The organism is Salmonella sp. SJTUF15591 (genome assembly GCF_043356435.1).
GTDB classification, from domain to species: domain Bacteria; phylum Pseudomonadota; class Gammaproteobacteria; order Enterobacterales; family Enterobacteriaceae; genus Salmonella; species Salmonella enterica.
On sequence record NZ_JBEUJO010000004.1, the window covers coordinates 16,664 to 39,076 of the forward strand.

General features: G+C 53.1%; 20 protein-coding genes and 4 pseudogenes. All 24 read left to right on the top strand.

The window, feature by feature from the left end:
* Positions 1-78: 78 nt before the first annotated feature.
* The 24 genes and pseudogenes from tssH to ABVM99_RS10275 all read left to right on the top strand — a co-directional run bounded on the left by tssH (position 79) and on the right by ABVM99_RS10275 (position 22,405).
* On the top strand, positions 79-2,742 hold the full coding sequence (gene tssH / locus ABVM99_RS10160) for a type VI secretion system ATPase TssH (RefSeq protein ID WP_023195618.1): 2,664 nt from the start codon (positions 79-81) through the stop codon (positions 2,740-2,742).
* Positions 2,743-2,827: 85 nt separating this feature from the next.
* Positions 2,828-3,118 carry a hypothetical protein gene (locus ABVM99_RS10165; protein ID WP_023195619.1) on the top strand — a complete coding sequence of 97 codons (291 nt, stop codon included), beginning with the start codon at positions 2,828-2,830 and terminating at the stop codon, positions 3,116-3,118.
* Between the two features lie 63 nt (positions 3,119-3,181).
* Complete coding sequence (gene tssB, locus ABVM99_RS10170; RefSeq protein WP_023195620.1) at positions 3,182-3,724, top strand: type VI secretion system contractile sheath small subunit; 543 nt, start codon at positions 3,182-3,184, stop codon at positions 3,722-3,724.
* A gap of 23 nt (positions 3,725-3,747) precedes the next feature.
* Positions 3,748-5,256: a type VI secretion system contractile sheath large subunit gene (gene tssC / locus ABVM99_RS10175; RefSeq protein ID WP_000013884.1), complete on the top strand. Its 1,509-nt coding sequence runs from the start codon at positions 3,748-3,750 to the stop codon at positions 5,254-5,256.
* A 14-nt stretch (positions 5,257-5,270) separates the two neighbouring features.
* Entirely contained in the window at positions 5,271-5,429 is a 159-nt protein-coding gene (locus ABVM99_RS10180) for a BPSL0067 family protein (protein WP_223228256.1), read from the top strand.
* Between the two features lie 12 nt (positions 5,430-5,441).
* A complete protein-coding gene (locus ABVM99_RS10185) occupies positions 5,442-5,888 on the top strand; it encodes an STY0301 family protein (RefSeq protein ID WP_001662106.1) in 447 nt (148 codons plus the stop codon).
* Positions 5,889-6,141: 253 nt separating this feature from the next.
* Entirely contained in the window at positions 6,142-6,627 is a 486-nt protein-coding gene (locus ABVM99_RS10190) for an Hcp family type VI secretion system effector (protein WP_000312802.1), read from the top strand.
* A 66-nt stretch (positions 6,628-6,693) separates the two neighbouring features.
* Positions 6,694-6,888 (top strand): annotated as a pseudogene (locus tag ABVM99_RS10195) (type VI secretion system lipoprotein TssJ); the annotation flags it as partial.
* A gap of 42 nt (positions 6,889-6,930) precedes the next feature.
* Positions 6,931-7,416, top strand: a complete 486-nt coding sequence (locus ABVM99_RS10200) for a type VI secretion system amidase effector protein Tae4 (RefSeq protein WP_023195622.1) — start codon at positions 6,931-6,933, stop codon at positions 7,414-7,416.
* On the top strand, positions 7,401-7,784 hold the full coding sequence (locus ABVM99_RS10205) for a type VI secretion system amidase immunity protein Tai4 (protein ID WP_000379146.1): 384 nt from the start codon (positions 7,401-7,403) through the stop codon (positions 7,782-7,784). The genes ABVM99_RS10200 and ABVM99_RS10205 overlap by 16 nt, the downstream gene beginning before the upstream one ends.
* 142 nt (positions 7,785-7,926) lie before the next feature.
* Positions 7,927-8,412, top strand: a complete 486-nt coding sequence (locus tag ABVM99_RS10210) for an Hcp family type VI secretion system effector (RefSeq protein ID WP_000119443.1) — start codon at positions 7,927-7,929, stop codon at positions 8,410-8,412.
* 66 nt (positions 8,413-8,478) lie between these two features.
* On the top strand, positions 8,479-9,015 hold the full coding sequence (gene tssJ, locus ABVM99_RS10215; RefSeq protein WP_001045935.1) for a type VI secretion system lipoprotein TssJ: 537 nt from the start codon (positions 8,479-8,481) through the stop codon (positions 9,013-9,015).
* Between the two features lie 3 nt (positions 9,016-9,018).
* On the top strand, positions 9,019-10,362 hold the full coding sequence (gene tssK, locus ABVM99_RS10220) for a type VI secretion system baseplate subunit TssK (RefSeq protein WP_023195623.1): 1,344 nt from the start codon (positions 9,019-9,021) through the stop codon (positions 10,360-10,362).
* Complete coding sequence (gene tssL / locus ABVM99_RS10225; RefSeq protein WP_000132479.1) at positions 10,359-11,663, top strand: type VI secretion system protein TssL, long form; 1,305 nt, start codon at positions 10,359-10,361, stop codon at positions 11,661-11,663. The genes tssK and tssL overlap by 4 nt, the downstream gene beginning before the upstream one ends.
* A gap of 4 nt (positions 11,664-11,667) precedes the next feature.
* Positions 11,668-12,442: pseudogene (locus ABVM99_RS10230) on the top strand (Rap1a/Tai family immunity protein).
* A gap of 202 nt (positions 12,443-12,644) precedes the next feature.
* Positions 12,645-13,076 (top strand): Shiga toxin A subunit, encoded by a 432-nt coding sequence (locus ABVM99_RS10235; RefSeq protein WP_000227044.1) that lies wholly within the window; start codon positions 12,645-12,647, stop codon positions 13,074-13,076.
* 33 nt (positions 13,077-13,109) lie between these two features.
* Positions 13,110-16,979 (top strand): type VI secretion system membrane subunit TssM, encoded by a 3,870-nt coding sequence (gene tssM / locus ABVM99_RS10240; RefSeq protein ID WP_052938261.1) that lies wholly within the window; start codon positions 13,110-13,112, stop codon positions 16,977-16,979.
* Positions 16,979-17,746 (top strand): TagF domain-containing protein, encoded by a 768-nt coding sequence (locus ABVM99_RS10245; RefSeq protein WP_023195626.1) that lies wholly within the window; start codon positions 16,979-16,981, stop codon positions 17,744-17,746. The genes tssM and ABVM99_RS10245 overlap by 1 nt, the downstream gene beginning before the upstream one ends.
* 42 nt (positions 17,747-17,788) lie before the next feature.
* A pseudogene (locus tag ABVM99_RS10250) lies at positions 17,789-18,258 on the top strand (glucosaminidase domain-containing protein).
* Positions 18,243-18,716 (top strand): hypothetical protein, encoded by a 474-nt coding sequence (locus ABVM99_RS10255; protein ID WP_000491748.1) that lies wholly within the window; start codon positions 18,243-18,245, stop codon positions 18,714-18,716. The pseudogene ABVM99_RS10250 and the gene ABVM99_RS10255 overlap by 16 nt, the downstream one beginning before the upstream one ends.
* Positions 18,717-18,724: 8 nt before the next feature.
* A pseudogene (locus tag ABVM99_RS10260) lies at positions 18,725-18,847 on the top strand (cytoplasmic protein); the annotation flags it as partial.
* A complete protein-coding gene (locus tag ABVM99_RS10265) occupies positions 18,844-19,260 on the top strand; it encodes a DUF2195 family protein (protein ID WP_000759645.1) in 417 nt (138 codons plus the stop codon). The pseudogene ABVM99_RS10260 and the gene ABVM99_RS10265, both read left to right, overlap by 4 nt.
* A gap of 23 nt (positions 19,261-19,283) precedes the next feature.
* Positions 19,284-19,805: a DUF2778 domain-containing protein gene (locus tag ABVM99_RS10270; protein ID WP_000968384.1), complete on the top strand. Its 522-nt coding sequence runs from the start codon at positions 19,284-19,286 to the stop codon at positions 19,803-19,805.
* A gap of 395 nt (positions 19,806-20,200) precedes the next feature.
* Complete coding sequence (locus ABVM99_RS10275; RefSeq protein WP_023195628.1) at positions 20,201-22,405, top strand: type VI secretion system Vgr family protein; 2,205 nt, start codon at positions 20,201-20,203, stop codon at positions 22,403-22,405.
* Positions 22,406-22,413: the final 8 nt, after the last annotated feature.

The window sequence follows — 22,413 nt, forward strand, 5'->3', positions numbered from 1 at the left end:
ATCAATAAAGAATTGTTTATATATTTATGTGCATTGATGCATTATTTTTATGAATTTTTATGTCACAAGGCATAACACATGGAAACTCCTGTTTCACGCAGTGCGTTGTATGGAAAACTGGCCGGCCCACTATTCCGGTCGCTGGAATCGGCAACGGCATTTTGCAAACTACGCTCTAATCCCTGGGTTGAGCTGACTCACTGGCTGCACCAGTTAACACAGCAGCCCGATAACGATATTCTCCACGTTCTTCGGCATTACCAGATCCCTCTTACTGATGTGGAGAAAGCGTTACTCCGGCAACTGGATATGCTGCCCGCCGGGGCCAGCGCCATTAGTGATTTTTCTCACCATATCGATCTCAGCGTTGAAAAGGCCTGGATGCTGGCGAGCGTCCGTTACGGCGATAACAAAATTCGCAGCGGCTGGTTGCTGCTGGCCTTGTTGACCACGCCAGAACTGCGTCGGGTACTGAGCAGTATCTGCGCGCCGCTGGCCACGCTTCCGGTTGATGAACTGACTGAAATACTGCCCTCGTTGATCGAAACATCGCCGGAAGCGCAGGAGCGCCCTTACGACGGCTCCGGTCTGGCATCAGCCATTCCCGGTGAAAGCAGTCAGGCGATTCCCAACGGCGGGCAGGACGGTAAATCCGCGCTGGCGAAATACTGTCAGGACATGACGGCACAGGCGCGCGACGGCAAAATCGACCCGGTGACGGGGCGTGAGCATGAAATCCGCACCATGACGGATATTCTGCTGCGCCGTCGCCAGAATAATCCACTACTGACTGGTGAGGCGGGCGTCGGAAAGACGGCGGTCGTCGAAGGTTTTGCCCTCGCGATTGCGCAGGGGGAAGTGCCGCCCGCGCTGCGGGAAGTACGGCTGCTGGCGCTGGACGTTGGCGCTCTGTTGGCCGGAGCCAGCATGAAAGGCGAGTTTGAATCGCGTCTGAAAGGGTTACTGGAAGAGGCCGGGCGCTCGCCGCAGCCGGTTATTCTGTTTGTCGATGAAGTTCACACTCTGGTGGGCGCGGGCGGCGCATCCGGCACGGGCGATGCCGCTAACCTGCTGAAACCGGCGCTGGCGCGCGGCACCCTGCGGACTATCGGCGCCACCACCTGGAGCGAATACAAGCGCCATATTGAGAAAGATCCGGCGCTGACCCGGCGTTTTCAGGTGTTGCAGATTGCCGAACCGGAAGAGATCCCCGCAATGGAAATGGTACGTGGTTTGGTGGATACGCTGGAAAAACACCATAACGTACTGATTCTGGATGAGGCGGTACGTGCGGCGGTACAGCTTTCTCACCGCTACATTCCCGCCCGGCAGTTGCCGGATAAGGCCATCAGCCTGCTGGATACCGCCGCGGCCCGCGTGGCGCTGACGCTGCACACGCCGCCTGCCAGCGTACAGTTCCTGCGCCAGCAGCTAAAAGCGGCGGAAATGGAACGGTCGCTGTTGCAGAAGCAGGAAAAAATGGGGATTCAGTCAGATGAGCGGCGCGATGCGCTGACGGCGCGAATTTTCTCGCTCAACAATGAACTGACTGCATCCAGCTCCCGCTGGCAGCGGGAGCTGGAACTGGTACATACGTTGCAGGAACTGCGTGTCGCAGAGTCTGATGCTGATGACAAAACCACGCTGCAACAGGCCGAAACGGCGCTAAGGGAGTGGCAGGGCGACGCGCCGGTGGTGTTCCCGGAAGTCAGCGCGGCGGTGGTCGCGGCGATTGTCGCCGACTGGACCGGTATTCCTGCCGGGCGCATGGTGAAAGATGAGGCCAGCCAGGTGCTGGAACTGCCTGCCCGACTGGCGCAACGCGTTACCGGGCAAGACGGCGCGCTGGCGCAGATTGGTGAACGTATTCAGACCGCCAGGGCGGGACTGGGCGATCCACGCAAACCGGTGGGCGTGTTTATGCTGGCCGGGCCGTCTGGTGTCGGTAAAACCGAAACCGCGCTGGCGCTGGCGGAGGCTATCTACGGCGGTGAGCAGAACCTGATTACCATCAATATGAGCGAGTTCCAGGAGGCTCACACCGTTTCCACGCTGAAAGGCGCGCCCCCCGGCTATGTGGGCTATGGCGAGGGTGGTGTACTGACGGAAGCGGTGCGTCGCCACCCCTGGAGCGTAGTGCTGCTCGACGAGATCGAAAAAGCGCACCATGACGTCCATGAACTCTTCTATCAGGTGTTTGACAAGGGCGGGATGGAGGACGGTGAGGGAACACATGTCGATTTCAAAAACACCACGCTATTACTCACCACCAACGTGGGTTCCGACCTCATCAGCCAGATGTGTGAAGATCCGGCTTTAATGCCCGATGCTACGGGGCTTAAAGAGGCGCTAATGCCGGAATTACGCAAGCATTTCCCGGCGGCATTTCTGGGCCGCGTGACGGTGATCCCTTACCTGCCGCTGGACGAAACGTCGCGTGGCGTGATTGCCCGTTTGCACCTTGACCGGTTGGTGGCGCGGATGGGTGAGCAGCACGGCGTGACGCTGACGTATAGCGAGGAACTGGTCGCACATATTGTGGCGTGCTGTCCAATGCATGAAACGGGCGCGCGGTTGCTGATTGGCTACATCGAACAGCACATTCTGCCACGACTGTCGCGCTACTGGTTGCAGGCCATGACGGAAAAAGCCGCGATCAGGCAGATTGATATCGGCGTTAATGGTGATGAGCAGATTGTTTTTGAGACAACCTCGCAAGAGGGAATATGCCAAAAGAGTTAAGTGGTGCGCAGTGGGTTTATGGCGTGACTAAGTTTGTCGGCGGAAATACAGATAAACCCCACTGGTCAATTGATGGGCATTAAATATGACATTACGTTACCTGGCGTTATTGACTCCTTTGCTAATGATGTTCGCTTTCAGTGTTCATGGCGAACCGCCTTTACCACAGGATGTGCAGCATTTTCTGAGCAATGCAGAGATGTGCCAGCATCTGGCCGGCGAATGGGACAGTTCTTTACCGGAAGAGGATAAAAAAGACATAGAAAAGGGCATTAATACCTGGTGCCCTCCGGCGAAAAAAGCACTTCCTGGGTTACGGGAAAAGTACAAAGAAAACAAAGAGATTATAAAAAAACTCTCTGAGTATGATTTTTAAAAACTGTACCGGTATACCGCTCCCTTGGCGGCAACCAGTTGACTAAAAAGGAAATGAAGGATTATGGCTATCAACAATAGCGCGCAGAAATTCATCGCGCGCAACCGCGCGCCGCGCGTGCAGATTGAATATGACGTAGAGATTTACGGCTCTGAGAAAAAAATCGAGCTGCCGTTCGTGATGGCGGTGCTGGCCGATCTGGCCGGGAAACCGCGTGAAGAACTGCCGCCGGTGACGGATCGTAAATTCCTCGATATTGATATTGATAACTTCAATGAGCGCATGAAAGCCATTGCGCCGCGCGTGGCGTTCGCTGTGCCGAATACGCTGACGGGTGGAGGTCAGTTGATGGTCGATATCACGCTGGAAAATATGGACGACTTTTCGCCGGCACAGATTGCCCGCAAGGTGGACGCCCTGAACCAGTTACTGGAAGCCCGCACCCAACTGGCGAACCTCCAGACCTACATGGATGGCAAGGCCGGGGCGGAAAATCTGGTCAATAAACTGTTGCAGGACCCGACTCTGCTGAAAACGCTGGCGAATGCGCCGAAATCGGCCGCTACCCAGCAAGGTGTGTCAGCGGATAATGAATCAGCGGAATAATGTCGAATTTTTAAGGAATTTTCATGGCAAACAGTAATATGCAGGCAACCGACGCGGTTGCTCAGGATACCGTCTCCGCATCCGGTGAATTTGATGCGTTGCTGAATCAGGCCTTCCGACCCAAGACTACCCAGGCGGCAAAAGCCGTGGAAGCCGCGGTGCAGACGCTGGCGCAACAGGCGCTGGCGAACACGATCACCGTCAGCGATGACGCCTATAAAAGCATCAGCGCTATTATTGCGCAGATCGACTTTAAACTGACCGAACAGATCAAACTGATCCTGCAACATCCCGACTGGCAGAAGCTGGAATCCTCGTGGCGCGGTATGGAGCATCTGGTTTACAACACCGAGACCGACGAAAAGCTGAAAATTCGCTTCATGAATCTGTCAAAAGATGAATTGCGGCGCAACATGAAGCGTTACAAGGGCATCGCCTGGGATCAAAGCCCGATGTTCAAGAAACTGTATGAAGCCGAATACGGCCAGTTAGGCGGCGAACCTTATGGCTGTATCATTGCGGATTACTACTTCGACCATACACCGCCCGATGTGGATCTGCTCGGCTCTATCGCCAAAGTCGCCGCGTCGGCCCATGCGCCGTTTATTGCCGGGGCTTCCCCCTCGGTACTGCAAATGGACTCCTGGCAGGAGCTGGCGAATCCCCGCGACCTGACTAAAATCGTCACTCAGAACCTGGAATATGCGCCGTGGAACTCCCTGCGGGCCAGCGAAGACTCCCGTTATATTGGCCTGACGATGCCGCGTTTTCTTGCCCGCCTGCCGTATGGCGCAAAAACTAACCCGGTAGACGAGTTTGATTTTGAAGAAGATGCGGATGGTTCTGACCATACCAAATACGTCTGGAGCAACGCGGCCTACGCGATGGGCGTAAACATCAACCGTTCTTTCAAACACTACGGCTGGTGTACGTTGATTCGCGGTGTGGAATCAGGCGGTGCGGTGGAAAATCTTCCCTGCCATACCTTCCCGACTGACGATGGCGGCGTGGACATGAAATGCCCGACCGAAATCGCCATCTCTGACCGCCGCGAGGCTGAACTGGCGAAAAACGGTTTTATCCCGTTGATCCACCGTAAAAACTCAGACTATGCCGCCTTTATCGGCGCACAGTCGCTGCAAAAACCACAGGAATACTACGATCCGGACGCGACGGCCAACGCCAACCTGTCCGCCCGTCTACCGTACCTGTTCGCCTGCTCGCGCTTCGCTCACTTCCTCAAATGTATCGTCCGCGACAAAATCGGTTCCTTTAAAGAGCGTGAGGATATGCAGCGCTGGCTAAATGAATGGATTATGAATTACGTCGACGCCGATCCGGTGAACTCCTCGCAAGAAACTAAAGCCCGTCGTCCGCTGGCTGCCGCTGAAGTAGTGGTGGAAGAGGTGGAAGGCAATCCAGGTTATTACGACGCGAAATTCTTCCTGCGTCCGCATTTCCAGCTTGAAGGGCTGACGGGATCGCTGCGCCTGGTGACAAAACTGCCGTCAGTGAAGCAGGGCAATGCCTGATATATATTTTATGAATGTTTAAGCGAGTGAAGACAGAGAAGATAGAGAATATAAAGAGGGATATGAAGAAAAGAATTTCGTCTCGCCCACTTTCTCGTAAAGGTGGGGTACGTAATGATGACACATATCCGAATGCCAGTAACAATGCCGAAGCTTTTTATATCATTGAGTAGGAAATACATATTATGACCATAAGCCCAACTTTTCATCTGTTACCTGGTATTGTTCTGCTCTTTTCACAATATGCTGTAGCCTGGGAAGTCAGTTGTCCGGCTGTTATTGATACTCAGTCTTCTGCTGTGAGCCTGAAGTCTGATGTCCCAGCGCCGTGGCAGCTTTCTCCCCGATATATGTCGCGTTTATGGTTAAGTAGTATTGGGGTAACGCAGGGTAAACCTGAAAACCTGATGGATCTCAAACCAGAGACTAAAAAAGTAAACGGTGAAAATTGGTCTGTATGGGAAACAGAACGTGTTAGCGATAAAGAAACCGATCGCTATTGGGTTTCGTGTATTTATGGTCATGAACAGATATGGTTGACGCAACCAATACCTGCTTCTTCTACTCGCTGTAAGACTCGTAATTTTGAGGGATCGCCAGAAGACCAGTCTGTATCTTTTATCTGTAATTAGCGATTTGAGACGTGAAAATTTCAGTACAGGTTATGGTTTTTATTATCGGAAGTTATGAAGCATTATTTATATGCATTAAACAATGCAAATTCATAAAATAACTAAATACATTATCGGTACCGGAAAAATATACAGTCTTCTGTTCTCCTGAAGTTATTGGAGAAGGATTCTGTACGGCAATGATTTATCTATAAACAAAAAGATATAGATAAAATCAGGTTTATTTTAAGTAAAACTTAATAAGGATATAAAAATGGCTTATGACATTTTTCTGAAAATTGACGGCATCGACGGTGAGTCGATGGATGACAAACACAAAAATGAAATTGAAGTACTGAGCTGGCGCTGGAATATCCATCAGGAATCCACCATGCACGCCGGTAGCGGCCTCGGCTCCGGTAAGGTCTCCGTCACCAACCTGGATTTTGATCACTATATCGATCGCGCCAGCCCGAACCTGTTCAAATACTGCGCCTCCGGCAAGCACATTCCGCAGGCCATTCTGGTTATGCGTAAGGCTGGCGGCAATCCGCTGGAGTACCTCAAGTATACCTTCACCGACCTGATTGTCGCCGTGGTTTCCCCGAGCGGCAGCCACGATGGTGAAATCGCCTCCCGTGAAACGGTGGAGCTCTCCTTCAGCACCGTGAAGCAGGAATACGTGGTGCAGAACCAGCAGGGCGGCAGCGGCGGCACCATCACCGCAGGCTATGACTTCAAGGCGAACAAAGAAATTTAACGGCTGTTTTTCCGGCCAGATTTATATCTGGCCGGATTTATTATTTTGATTTTAAAGGAATTTACAGTGAATGAATGGCGTAACCCCACTCGGTGGTTATGTGCGGTAGCTATGCCTTTTGCACTGCTCCTGCTTTCCGGATGCGGCAGTAGCGATTCGCTACCTGACCCCTAATCGCAGCGGCCTGGCTTGAGCGTGAAAGCATTTTACAAGGTGAATTCTGACAATCAGAAGAAAGCGGCGTCCATGAAGATACGTGTTGAGAATTAATGATCTACACAGAATTTTTAGAGGGTAAGCAAAATGAACAGACCTTCATTCAATGAAGCGTGGTTAGCTTTTAGGAAGGTGAATCATTTCGTCGCTGATGTGGGTAGCATTATTGGTGGAAACGTTGGGAAAAATATAACTGGTGGTTATTTTCAAAATGCCTGCCCTATTCGAATGAGCTATGTTTTGAATGCGACAGGATTCCCAATAGCCCGTAACTCTCCGTATGCAAAGGTTAGTGGTGCCGATAATAAATTCTATATTTATCGCGTGAATGATATGATTGATTATCTTACTCATACTATGGGCAAGCCTGATCTTATTGTTAATAATCCGAAACAGAGTGACTTTATAGGGAAGAAAGGAATTATCGTAGTAAAAGGGCATGGCTGGAGCAATGCCAGAGGACACGTTACATTATGGAGTGGCAGTATCTGTTCAGATCAGTGCCACTTATTAAATGACCCAGATAATGGACCATTTGTTCCTGAAGTTGGGACTCTGTGGATACTGCCGTGAAATGGTTAATATTAGTTACTTTCAGCATAAGTGGAATGCTGGTATGGCAGCCATCCTTTGCACAAGAAGCATTGACCACACAATATTCACAGTCGGAACTCTTAAAAAATTGGGCGCTGAGTCATTGTCTGGCATTAGTATACAAAGATGATGTCGTTAAAAACGATGCCAGAGCTACGGCCAGTGCTTACCTTGAATATGGTAAACAATCTGTGGAGATTTACCATGAAATTGATGAGATTGCGAAAAAATATTCAGGGTTGAAATATAACGGTTCGATATCATCAGATTTTAATACCATGAAGTGCATAGATTTTATCCATGACAGGGAATTAAATGAATTAATTAAAAGGCGTGTCGAGAAGTAAAATTCAAAGATATTAAAAGCATACGTTCTCTTGCTCTGATGAATTTATGGGTAAGAAAGAGCTGTACAGGAATAGTTAATCTGTTCACCTAATAAAGCAGATAAATCAGGGCTTAATTTAGGTAGTTAAAAGGATAGTAGATATGTCTTATGACATTTTTCTGAAAATTGACGGCATTGACGGCGAGTCAATGGATGACAAACACAAAAATGAAATTGAAGTACTGAGCTGGCGCTGGAATATTCATCAGGAATCCACCATGCACGCCGGTAGCGGTCTCGGTTCCGGTAAGGTCTCCGTCACTAATCTTTCATTTGAACATTACATCGATCGCGCCAGCCCGAACCTGTTCAAATACTGCTCTTCCGGTAAGCACATTCCGCAGGCCATTCTGGTTATGCGTAAGGCTGGCGGCAATCCGCTGGAGTACCTCAAGTACACTTTCACAGATCTGATTATTGCAATGGTATCGCCCAGCGGAAGCCAGGGAGGGGAAATTGCGTCTCGCGAATCAATTGAACTCTCTTTCAGCACCGTGAAGCAGGAATACGTGGTGCAGAACCAGCAGGGCGGCAGCGGCGGCACCATCACCGCAGGCTACGACTTCAAGGCCAACAAAGAAATTTAACGGTTGTTTTTCCGGCCAGATTTATATCTGGCCGGATTTATTGTTTTGATTTTAAAGGAATTTACAGTGAATAAATGGCGTAACCCCACTCGGCGGTTATGTGCGGTAGCTATGCCTTTTGCACTGCTCCTGCTTTCCGGATGCGGCAGTAGCGATGCGTTACCTGACCTCGAATCACAGCGACTCGACCTGAGCGTGAAAGCCTCTGATAAGGTGAATCCTGACAATCAGAAGAAGGCCGCGCCCATTGAGATACGTGTTTATGAACTAAAAAATGACGCCGCTTTCACGACAGCTGATTACTGGTCGCTCCATGACAACGACAAATCCGTCCTTACCGACGATTTAGTGCGTCGCGACAGCTTTATTTTGCGTCCCGGCGAAGAGAAAAAACTGCGTCGCCCGCTGAATGCGCAGACCACGGCAATCGGCGTACTGGCCGGATACCGTAACCTGGCCAAATCGGTCTGGCGGGTAACCTACAAAATCCCGGAAGCCCCGGAAAAAGCCTGGTACAGCAACTTCGTACCGGGGAAAGGAAAAGTGCAGTTGGAGGCGGAACTGGAACAAAGCGCCATTGTAATTACGGAACGGGATAAATGAATTATGAGCTGGAATGACCGCGTAGTCTGGAGTGAAGGACAATTTTTACTGCCGCAGATGTTTCAGCAGCAAGAGCGTTATCTGGAACACGTCATGCATTACCGCAGCCTGCCGCTGACCCCCTTTTTCTGGGGATTCAGCCACTACAATATTGATGGCGAAGCGCTGAACATCGGTAAACTGATACTGAAAGAGGCATCAGGGATTTTTCCTGACGGCACGCCGTTTAACGCACCGGACCACACCCCGCTGCCGCCGCCGCTGACCATCCTGCCGGAGCACCTGAACCAGCAGATTTGTCTGGCGGTACCGGTACGCGCGCCGAACAGCGAAGAAACTACGTTTGACAATAACCCGGAATCACTGGCGCGTTTCTCGGTACATGAACACGACATCCGCGACGCCAACTCGCTGGGACGTGGCGCGCAGTTATTACAACTCAGTCATCTGCGCCTGCGGCTGCTACCGGAAAAGGCGGTGACGGGCGCCTGGATTGGCCTGCCGTTGACCCGCATCACCGGGTTGAACCCTGACGGGCGGATAGATATCGACCACGACCTGATCCCGCCCATCATTAATTATCAGGCCAGTTCACTGATGTGTACCTGGCTGTCGTGGATCAACGATCTCATCCGGATGCGGGCCGATTCGCTGGCGGAACGGCTGACAGGCAGCGACAACCACGGCCATGAAGCAGCAGAGGTCTCCGATTACCTGCTGTTGCAAATTCTCAATCGCTTTGAGCCGCTGTTGACCCACCTGGCGAAAATGCCGCTGGCCCCGGAAGTGTTGTATCGCTACCTGTCCGAACTGGCCGGGGAACTCTCCACCTATGTGCGTCCACAAACGCGACGGCCCGCTGAATACAAAGAGTACAAACACCTGACGCCCTATGCCGGGTTGAAATCGCTGGTTGATGAGGTGCAGTTCCTGCTGAATGCGGTACTGATCCGGGGCGCGCAGCGCATCGAACTGAAAGAGGGGACTTACGGCATCCTGAATGCGGTGGTGGCTCCTTCCGATCTTGCCGATTTCAGCACGCTGGTACTGGCGATAAAGGCTTCAATGCCGACCGATGTGCTACTGCAACATTTTGCCGCCCAGACTAAAATCGGGCCATCCGATCGCCTGCCGGAACTGATCCGCTCGCATCTGCCGGGGCTGGCTTTGCAGGTTCTGCCTGTACCACCGCGCCAAATCCCGTTTCAGGCCGGATACATCTATTACGACATCCGCCGCGAGGGAGCATTGTGGGAACACATTGCCCGTTACGGCGGGATGGCCATGCATACCGCCGGGGAATTTCCGGGGCTGGAGACAGAACTGTGGGGAGTGCGCGATAAATGACAGACAGTACCCTGACGCCGCCAGCGGCGGACATGATGTCCTTTTTGTCCACCACGCCGGAGCATAAGGACAGTGAATATGAAACGCCGGTACACACCAGCCAGCGCACGGAACTCAATGTCATCGTTGAAGACGGTCCGGACAGCAAACTTCGGCTGGCTGAAATAAGCGCGGCGGCTAACCCGTTGCTCGCCGCTGCCCGGCCTTTATTGTGCGCTCTCGCAGCCATGCCCGCTAAGCTGGATGCGGCCCTGGTAGAGCCTTACCGTAATCTGCTGGTACGCGAGATGCATCTGTACCAGACATTATGCGATCAGGCGAACCTGCGGCGCGAGCACGTACTGGCGGTACGTTACTGCCTGTGTACGGCGCTTGATGAAGCCGCCAATAACACAACCTGGGGACGGCGCGGCATCTGGGCCGGAAAAAGCCTGCTGGTAACATTTCATGGTGAAAGCGAAGGCGGGATAAAACTTTTCCAGATCATCGGGCGTCTGGCGGCCAGCTTCCAGGAGCATGGCAACGTACTGGAGGTTATCTACCACCTGCTGGGGTTGGGATTTGAAGGCCGCTACAGCGTGCAGCCAGACGGGCGTAAGCAACTGGACAATATTCGCCAGCAACTGCTGACACAGCTTTCACAGCGTCGCGATCCGGTTATGCCCGCGCTCTCGCCTGACTTTCAGGGGGCGATAAGCGGACGACTGCGGCGGATGCGCCGGGTGCCGGTCTGGCTGAGCGCCGGGATTGCTCTGTTGGCGATGCTGACGCTGTTTGGCCTTTACAGCCACCGGATGGATGTGCAGACCGTCACCGTACAACAGCATATTGATGCGATTGGTATAAAACTGCCGCCGCCGCCCGTGCCGGTTCATAAGCTGCGGCTGAAAATCCTGCTGGCAAACGAAATCGCCCGTGGCCTGCTGACCGTGGACGAAGATGACCAGCACAGTAGGGTGGTCTTCCGTGGCGACGCCATGTTTGTACCGGGACAGAAAACGGTGAGTGACGCAATCCGGCCAGTGATTAACAAAGCGGCGCGGGAAATCGCCCGCGTGGGCGGCGCAGTCACTGTAACGGGTCACACTGACAGCCAGCCCATTCATTCGGCTGAATTCCCATCCAACCTGGTGCTATCGGAAAAACGGGCGGCGGAAGTTGCGGCGTTACTGACCTCCGGCGGCGTACCTGCCGGACGGGTACATATCGTCGGCAAGGGCGATACGGTGCCGGTGGCGGATAACGGCAGTAAAGCCGGGCGGGCGAAAAACCGTCGGGTGGAAATTCTGGTAGTGGAGTGAATGAATGATGAAAAAATCAACCTATGATGTGTCTCATCATTCGGCAGTATGTGGCGTGACGGGGGATTATTATCGGATCTCAGCGACATATCACATAACACGATCTGTTCGTGTTTTTTTTGATCATCTTATGTTGCCTGTTATCCGGTGGCGCTTTTGCCGGATCCCCGATTAACGCAGGATTCATTTCCCCCGATAATGTCAACCTCAGTACTCGGGATTTCCTGAAATTTTATGCCACTGACAACGTACAGAAAAAAGACAATGCTCTGATGTATATGCTGGGGGTGGCGGATGCTACAGAAAGTAAAGCCTGGTGTGGATATGGTCAGGTTGACAGTATAACAATAAACCATACTGTGCTGACCTGGTTTGAACAGCACGCAGTGAAAAAGCCTGATGTAAGGGCTTCAATACTAATAGAGGAAGCATTAGTTAAAAATTTTCCCTGTCAGAGGACAGACTCCTCCATAAAAATTGCTTCCCGGTCATCTCCCATTTTATCCCTGACTCCGGATGCGCTTAATCTTTCAGGTAATGGCTTTTTTAAATTTTGGGTGTCTGGTAATCAACGGGATAAACTCAGGGCGGGTGTCTATCTGCTCGGCGTGGAGGATGCGACAGAGAACAAACTGTGGTGTGGATACGCTTTATTTAAGACGCTAACATTAAATGAATTAGTCTATGTTTCTCTTAAAAATAAAACCAATGAGGAACTGAATTCTCGCGCGGCTGAACTTATCATAAATAAATTAATAGAGTACCCCTGTAAGATATAAAATCATTCAAGTTGCATCAAGGCGGCAAGGAAATAAATCCCCGGGAGCATACATTGGTTCGTGACTGGGGTAAGAGAGTAAAGCCAGCGCACATGTAGCCTGAAATGTGACAGGTATACCCTGTGATAATGTTATCGCTGCCAGTTCAGATAAAGTCTTGGTGGTAAAGTCTTGGTAGTAAGGGATTGATATGTTTAAGATAATGGTCTGTCTGTTGGTGGGTGTTCCTGCCATTTCTTATGCGCACGATTATGGGTGTGCTACGGTTGGAGCATCAATGGAGTCATCATTATTTGATGCCATAAAAAATGACCTGAATATAGATGTCGCTACTATTATAAAGGATAAAACAAAGGTAGAGATTCTTGATATCTCGCCTGTATCTAAGGTCTATGCAGAATCTCTGGCCAGGATGGATTATGAAAAAGATAAGGCCAAAAATAAAGTGGCAATATTAGATAAAAAATCCTATTTCGATAGTTATTATGAAAATCAGGTTAAATCTATCGTGGCAAAATATACCTATATTAACAAAGATAAAGAAAAAGATATTTTCATTGCATCCAGCTTCATGAATGCTGATGAGTGTTCTGTAAGATTTAATGGTTATATTACTTTATCCAGGGAATTTTAAAATATTGATTATTGGGTGGCGAGTCGAAATATAATGCAAAAATTTCTTAGTCTGCTTTTTTCCCGGCGCGCGCTGGCGGTTGTGGGCGTTCTGGTTCTGGCGCTGCTGGTCTGGTTTGTCGGGCCGCTGGTGTCATTTGATACCCTGCGCCCGCTGGCCTCCGTGGGTAGCCGGGTAGTGACCATTGCCCTGTTACTGATGCTGCTGGTACTGTGGCTGGTCAACTGGTCGATGAGTATCATCGGCATCAGTGTCCTGTGCCTGGCGATTGGCTTCGTCACACCGCTGCTGGCCCTGGGCGATGTCCATCCGTTTGCGCCGCTGTGGGTCCGCCTGACATTAATTGGTTTCATCCTGCTGATGTACGCGCTGTACGGCCTGTACCGGCTGTGGCGTGCGCTGCGTATGGATGAACAACTGCTGCGTCGCTTCCTGCATCCGCGCGGGGAAGAGGTACCGGTGGCAGGCGAGATCAAAGCCGACCTGCGCACCGTCAACCATATTGTCACGCAGGCCATCCGGCAGCTGCGGCAGTTGCGGGTGGATATGCCTGGCTGGCGTAAAATCTTCGAGGGTAAACGCTTTCTGTATGAGCTGCCGTGGTTCATGGTGGTCGGCAGTCCCGGCGACGGCAAAACCACGGCCCTGCTGAACACCGGATTGCAGTTCCCGCTGGCGGAGCAAATGGAGCAGACCTCGCGTATCCTGACAGTGCCGGGTGGCGGCACGCTACACTGCGACTGGTGGTTTACCAATGAAGCGGTGTTGATTGATACCGCCGGACGCTACGCCCGCCACGATGACGGTGGTGAAGCGAGCGCCGCGCAGCGTAACGCCGGAGAGTGGCAGGGCTTTCTCGGTCTGCTGCGTAAACATCGCCCCGGCGCGCCGCTTAACGGCGTGATCCTGACGCTAAACGTGGCGGATTTAACCGCACAGTCACCGGCGGAACGCCTGGCGGCCTGCGCCGCTCTGCGGGCGCGACTGGCAGAACTGCGCGAGACCCTGGGGATTCGCTTTCCGGTCTATCTGGTGGTCACCAAAATGGATTTGTTGCCGGGGTTCAGCGAGTATTTTCGCACGCTGACCAGCCATCTTCGCGCACAAATCTGGGGCTTCACGTTGCCGTACAGCCGCAGGCGAAAAGCGGGCGACCCGCAGGCGCTGCACGCCGCCTGCGCGCAGGAGCTGGCGCGCCTGACGCTGCGGCTGGATCAGGGACTGGATACCCGGTTACAGGAAGAGTACGACCTTAAAAGCCGCCAGCGGCTGTATACCTTCCCGCGTGAGTTCGCCGCCCTCGGCGAGCCGTTGCTGGAGGCTATTGAACAGATCTTCCTCGATTCAAAATTCGATGCCACGCAACTGAATAACACGCTGCGCGGGGTGTTTTTCACCAGTGCCGCGCAGGCGCAGGCCGACGCCGTGGCCGACCAGTTGAGTATCTGGCAGCGCTTTGTCCGGGCGATAAAAACCGCCCGTGGCGAATCCTCCGCCTCTCTCCCGCACGCTCTGCCGGACGGCAACCGCAGCTACTTTCTGCATGACCTGCTGACACAGTTTATTTTCCGTGAAGCGCACCTGGTGGAGCCAAACCTCCAGTGGGCCTGGCGTGACCGCCTGCTGCGCCTCGGCGGGCACCTGCTGGTACTGGTGCTGGCATTCCTGTTGTGGCAGGGGATGCAGACCAGCCAGCAGACCAACGGCGACTATCTGAATGAAATCAGCGCCCGCGCGACCCGGCTGGACGGCGAGGTGAAAGCCTACACCGGTAAACCGGCGATGGCTCCCGTCCCGGCACTGCTGGACAGCGCAAGGGAACTGTCCGCCTGGCCGGAACTGGACCCGGACGCGCCGCCGCTGACCTGGCGCTACGGCCTGTACAGCGTACCGCCGGTAACCGACAGCGTGGCGTCGCTGTACAACCGCCTGCTGGATCAACTGCTGCTGCCGCCGCTGGTGAAACGGATGGAGTATGTGCTGGCGGACGCCATTGCCCGTCAGGACAGTAAAGCGGCCTACGATGCCCTGCGCATCTATCTGCTACTGAATCTGGATAAAGATCACGAAGATAAATACAACGCGGCGGAGATCCAGTCGTGGGTGATTAACGATCTGGGGAACAGCGACAGCGTGGCCGGGTTCGGCGGGCGCGCCGCCGTGCTGACGCATATCGAAGCGCTGTTTGACGGCAGCCGGGTGGTGCATTCACCGTATGAGAAAGATGAGGCGCTGATCCGCCAGGCGCGGGCATTCCTCGACGGTCACACCAGTACCGAGCGTATCTATGCGCGGGCGCTGGCGGCGATGGAGAGCGAAGCGCCGCAGGAGTTCACGCTGGTACGCGCCGTCGGCGCGGATGCGGGAACGGTGTTTGTGCGTAGCAACGGCGCGCCGCTGGATCGGGGCGTGCCGGGTATTTTTACCCGTGAAGGTTACCGGGAGCTGTTCGACAAACGATTACCGGAATTTGTGGCGGCGGCGACGGCGAACGATGGCTGGGTGATGGGCCGGGAGAGTACGCCAAAAAAGCTGACTGACAGCCTGCGCAGCCAGATACCGGGGCAGGAGCAGTCTGTCGCCCGCGAAGTCCGCCGTTTGTACCTGACGGAATATGCCCGCCGCTGGCAGGATTTTCTGGACAGTATCCATAGTATCAACAGTGCCGGGGAAGAGGGCAGTTCCGGCCTGGCCTATGATTTACAGGTGCTGCGCACCCTGGCGTCGCCGGACTCACCGCTGATGCGGCTGGGAAAAGCGGTGGTGGAGCAGACCACGCTGGTGCCGCCGCCGGACCCGCAGGCCAGACAGAAACAACTGGCGCAGCGCGCATCCGGTAACGCGGGGAAAGTGGTACAGACGGCAAAACTGTTCCAGGATATTCACCCGGAAGAACGGCTGGAAAAAACGCTGGTGGATGACCGTTTCGCCGCGCTGCGCGAGGTCATTGCCGGGCGAACGGACGGCGGACAGAGCGGCGGTGGGACGATGCAGATCGCTTCGCTGCTGACCATGCTCAACGAGTATTACACCCAACTGACCATTGCTGATAGCGCGCTGGCGGCGGGGACGTTGCCAGCGCGCATTACTGCCGCAGACAAGTTGCAACTGGAGGCGGCGAAACTGCCTGCGCCGCTGAAAAACATCCTGCTGGATCTGACGAAGCAGGGAACGCGCAAAATCAACGCCGGGACCGGCGACGTGCTGAACACCCAGATGGAGGCGATGATGGGCGACGACTGCCGTGACGCCATCGACGGGCGCTATCCGTTCGCCGACAGTCCGCAGGAGGTCAGCGCCGAGGACTTTAACCGCATCTTCGCCAGCGGCGGCGTACTGGATGCTTTCTGGAGCAAACAACTGGCTCCGCTGGCGGACACCGCCAGCGACCCGTGGCGCTACAAACCAACCGAAGGCAACATGACATTGCAGGGGCCGGATCTGACGCCGTTTCAGCAGGCGAAGCAGATCCGCAGCGTGTTTTTTAACAGCGAGGGCGGGAAAAAATTTTCCTGGTCGATGCAGATTAGCGTGGTGGATATGGACCCGGCCATCACGGAACTGGTGATTGATATCGACGGCCAGGTGCTGCGCTACGCCCATGGTCCGGACCGGCCCCTGAAAGTGACGTGGCCGGGACCGCGCAACGGCTCGATGGCGGAAATCACCGCCAGCCCGCGTATTCGCCAGGACACCTCAACGCTACTGACCGGCGGGCCGTGGGCGCTGTTTCATCTGCTGGACGCCGGAATGGTACAGGAAACGGCGGTGCGGGGGCGTCAACTGGTGGAATATGATTTTGACGGTCGCCGGGTGGTGCTGGAAATCACCGCCGGGCGGGATTTTAACCCGGTCAGCCGGGAGCTGTTGCAGAACTTCAGTTGTCCGGCGAGGGCGTTGTAATGCGCCGGCCAGCGGTGGTATCAGCCCCGGCGATGTTCGGCAGGCTGCCGGACCAGCGCGACTATGTGCGCTGGCGGGTGGGCGCTGAAGAGGGACGAATATGGCAGGATTGGCTGAACCGCCAGACATGGGTGGGCAGCGGGCGGCATATCGTGTTGCCGGAAGGCCAGACGACCGATGAAGAGCGTGACGGCTGGATGCACCTGTCGCCGCGTGGCGAACATGATATGCCCGCGCCGGAACACCATCCGCTGCCGTGGAGCTTTGTGATGTCGCCGGGATTTTTGCCGATGGGTGGGACGACTGACTGGCTGACCGGAGTGCTGATGGCGTCACGGGATAGCGTGGGACGCCCGTGGCCGCTGGTGATTTACCAGCGCTGCGGTCGGGAGTGGCTGGACGAGAGTTTGCAGGAGACGCAGGGCTGGCTGTACTGGCTGGCGAGGCTGGCGGCGCAGCATATCACGCCGGACACGATGCGGCGCGGGCGGCTGACCGAGCAGGTGGACCAGCTATGGGCGATGTGGCAGCCGGGGCCGTGGTGGGCGCAGTGGCTGCGCGGGTTACGACGAACATCGCAGCGCAGCCGGGAACTGACCGGGCTGCCGGGTGAAGCACCGGTAGTAGAACTGCCGGGCGTGCGTTATCTGCCGTGGCCGGGCTGGCCGGGTAAGACGCTGGGGCAGGCAACACCGGGGCAAGGCTGGTTCTGGCAGCAGAACAGTGAAGGGCGGTATGTGGATGCACTGCGACTGGCGGAGAAATAATGAACATGGTGGGTTTAAAAACACCTGCTAAGGAATGAAGAAATGGGTAATTATGATAAAGCGTGTAATAACACAGAGGCGGTAAGGTTTATTCAAAAATATAAGAGTGATTGTGAGATAATCGCTAATCAACTTGAAGTGCCAGTGGAATTTATACTGGCGGTTGCAGCAAAGGAAAGTCGTTATGGGCAGGGAAGGATTGCAACTGAATATAATAATTTTTTTCAATGCATGGTCCGGCACCATTGCAGTTGAGTAAAGTTCATCCTCAGGGAAGTCACGACGTGTGGGTTGCCACCTATACGTCTTTTTTAAATTGCGCGAAATCATTCGCCATCAGGTTTGGTAGTGCAGTCAGAAAGATAAAGGACCCTAAACAATTTGCACAAGCATTGATTGAGTCACGATTTAATTCAGGTAAAAGTAGTAATGGAGGGCATACCGGATACGCCAGTGAACTGGTGGCTATGATTGGTATGGTTAAGCGGAGAATGGCATGTTCAGTAAAATAGTGTCATTGCTTTTGTTTACTATTTTATCCGTGAGCAGTTATGCCCAGGTCCTTGTATCAAATATCCCGGTGTTTGATTTGACTAAATTAAATCAGGAAGGGCTTACCGAGACACAGGCTCAGGCATTATTGGTTTTATCATTAAAAAATAAAAAATATAATATTACATTGCCTGGCGTTTTTATGGACGAGGCCTTAAAAAATGATCAGGGTAAACCATTTCATTCTGGATATTATAGCTTTGGTGTGGGCTATGACTCTCCTTCTGCCGGTGCTACGGATATCTGGGGATTATTCTCCGTCAGTCCGAAAACAGGAGATATCTGGGAAGAATATTCATGTGAGAGAATATCATTTCCGGCGCTACAAAAAATACAACAAGAAATAATGAAAAAAACTGGCGCGACATTTGCCAGTGAAGTGGTACAGCGCCGGGGGCTGGGCTGTACAGATGAATAGTGGGATAGTTGGATCTACCGGGCATACGTTACCTGCCAGGGCAAGGCTGGTTCTGGCAGCAGAACAGTGAAGGGCGGTATGTGGATGCGCTGCGACTGGTGGATGAAGAAAATAGAGGTCAGATGCTGTGAAAAAGTACGCTGTAGAGGTTCTGTTTATGTCTGCCTGTGCAGGAATGTTCCTGCCCGTATTTGCCTGGGGCGGAACAGATGTAAACATTGATAACCCGCTGGCGGAGTGTGTGGATATCCATCCCGTTCATCGTCAGGAAATGGATAACCTTACCATTCTGAAAACAACGGTCACACTGAAAAAAAGTACCGGTGAATGTGGCTGTTTCTCAGCATTAATCAGCTATACCAGCTTACTGGCGCAGGATGTTGAGGGTTACGGACGCGGAAGTGCATATTCCCTTCAGGAGGGGAATATCTCACTGGCGAAGATGCAGGGACGTTATCCTTTCAGCTTTGTATTATCGGTGGATAACCAGTCTGTACGGGATCAGAAGCTGGCGCTAATGATACGTTGTACACCACCGCTGTAATACACAGAATAGTCAGGGAGAAGATGATGGCAGTAAGACTGACTTTTGACGGGCAAAAGCTGACATGGCCTGGTATCGGGATATTTAAGGCGACCACGGGGTTACCGGATTTACAGTGGCCAGATAAACAGTGTGTGCCGGATGCGGCGATACCGGAAGGGAATTATAAATTGTTTATTCAGTTTCAGGGGGAGGCACCGATAAGAAATGCTGCGGATTGTGATCTGGGACCATCATGGGGCTGGAGTACCATTCCGCGAGGCCAGGCTGCCGGAACATGTGAGATATACTGGGCGAACTGGGGATATAACCGTATCCGGCTGGAATCAGCGGATGAGAAGACCCGAAAAGCCTGTGGGGGCAAGCGGGGTGGTTTTTATATCCATGATTCCACCAAAGGTTACAGTCATGGTTGTATTGAAGTGGAACCGGTGTTTTTCCGTATTCTGAAACAGGAGACGGAAAAAGAAAATGGTGAAAAGACATTTACGGTTAATGTTAAGTATGTTTCTGGTCAGCAAACGAATGGTGGAACAAAACAATAATACCGTTAAAACCGGATGAAATTATCGTGTCTGGACGTGCTGTGGTTGACAATCATTACAATGGTGGCCAGATAAGTAATGAGCACGATGATAAAGTATATGACTGGCGGTGTGCTGGTTATTAATCAAATTTCTATAAAATGCAATGTGAATCTGGTAAGCGTAATAAAAATAAAATCATAATATTGTTATATTCATTTCCTTATTTATGTAATTCAGTATTTATGTTATGTGCTAATTTTTGTGTTTTTATTTTCATGGCTCTTGTCAGCAATATACCCTGTTCTTCTGGTAAATATTTAAATATAACAGGCTGGTTGCATTATAAAGTGCGGGGCACTGTTTCCTGACGGTGAGTCTATTTATTTTAATCCGGTATTAAAGGAGTCACTACCATGAGTTTTGTATCCACAAATAATAAATCCGGTATGGGAGGGCTGACGACAACCACGCCGCCGATAACCGGAGAAAGTGGCGGTGTCACCGCAGATTCAGTCGCCGGAAGCGTGGCAGATGCGGCGGAAGCCGCTGTGGAACAGGCTGCGGGATCGCTATTTGGCGCATTGCCGGAGCCATCAGGGCTGGTGAAAGCCGCGGTGGCAGCGGCGCAGGCCGCCGCCGCCGCAGGTATGGCGCAGGATGCGGTATCGGCCATCGTCTCCGCAGTTGCAGGCGGGCCGGGGGCGCATAATGTGACGGTCAGCGGCAGCGCCGTACCGCCGGGCGCATTACTGTTCGCCAGCCTGGACGGCGGCGAAACATTAAGTGAACTGTTCAGCTATGTGGTACAGCTAAAAACGCCCGACACCCTGAATTTGGGCTATGTCTCCCCGGCGGCCAACCTGCCGCTCAAACCGATGGTGGGTAAAGATCTGTGCGTCAACATCGAACTGGATGGTGGCGGTAAACGGCATATCAGCGGGCTGGTCACGGCGGCGCGGGTAGTCGGTCATGAAGGGCGTTCGGTTACCTATGAGCTGCGTATGGAGCCGTGGGTAAAACTGCTGACCCATACCAGCGACTACAAAGCATTCCAGAATAAAACTGTGGTGGATATTCTGGATGAGGTTCTGGCGGAATACCCCTACCCGGTGGAAAAGCGGCTGGTGGAAAGCTACCCGGTACGCACCTGGCAGGTACAGTACGGTGAAACTGATTTTGATTTTCTTCAGCGACTGATGCAGGAGTGGGGCATCTACTGGTGGTTTGAACACAGCGAGGACAGCCACACGCTGGTGCTGGCGGATGCCATCAGCGCCCACAAAGCATGTCCGGACTCGCCGCTGGTCGAGTGGCACCAGGAAGGGCTGAAGCTGGATAAGGAGTTTATCCACACTATCACGGCAAACGAGAGCCTGCGGACTGGCCAGTGGGTGCTGGATGATTTCGATTTTACGAAGCCACGTTCATTGCTGGCAAACACGGTGGCAAACCCGCGTGAAACCGGTCATGCCACCTACGAGCATTATGAGTGGCCGGGAGACTACTTCGACAAGAGTGAAGGCGAGATGCTGACGCGCATTCGTATGGAAGCGCAGCGCAGCCCCGGCAGCCGGGTGCTGGGGGGAGGGAATATCCGCACACTCATGACCGGTTATACCTTCACGCTGGAAAACTATCCCACCGCCGAAGTCAATCAGGAATATCTGCTGATGCAGACCTTGCTGTTTGTGCAGGACAACGCGCAGCACAGCGGGCAGGACCAGCACTTTACCTTTTCCACCCGTTTTGAACTGCACCCCACCCGCGAGGTGTTCCGCCCGCAGCGGACGGTGAGCAAACCCCACACCAAAGGGCCGCAGAGTGCCATCGTCACCGGCCCGGCGGGCCAGGAAATCTGGACGGATCAGTACGGGCGGGTAAAGGTACAGTTTGGCTGGGATCGCTACGGCAAAATGGATGAAAACAGCTCCTGCTGGATACGCGTCAGCTACCCGTGGGCGGGCAAAGGCTTCGGGATGATCCAGATCCCGCGTATCGGCCAGGAAGTGCTGGTGGATTTCAAAAACGGCGATCCGGATCTGCCGATCATCGTGGGGCGTACCTACAACCAGGACACCATGCCGCCGTGGGGACTGCCGGGAATGGCGTCGCAGAGCGGGATCTTCAGCCACTCACTGTATGGCGGGCCAACGAACGGCAACATGCTGCGCTTCGATGACAAAACCGGCGCGGAGGAAGTGAAGTTCCACGCGGAAAAAGATCTCAACACCACGGTGAAGAATAATGAAACACATACGGTAAATGCCGACCGGACAAAGACCATTATCCATAACGAAATTACAAAAGTGCATATTGATCGCACGGAAGAGGTTTTTGGTAAGCATACTGAGACGATTAAGGGAAACCGCAATGTCAAGGTGACGGAAGGGGATCAGCTCCTGACTGTGGAGAAAGGGATACGGGAGGTAACGGTAAAAACTGGCACCAGTACTGAAACGGTTGAAAAAGATATCTCTATTACATCCATTTCCGGGGCTATTCATCTGACGGCAAAAACACAGATTACGCTAACCGTAGGTAAAAGCTCACTCACCATGAATTCAGACGGCACTATCACATTGAACGGCCCCACCCATCTGGCACTCAATCCACAGTAAAAATAACA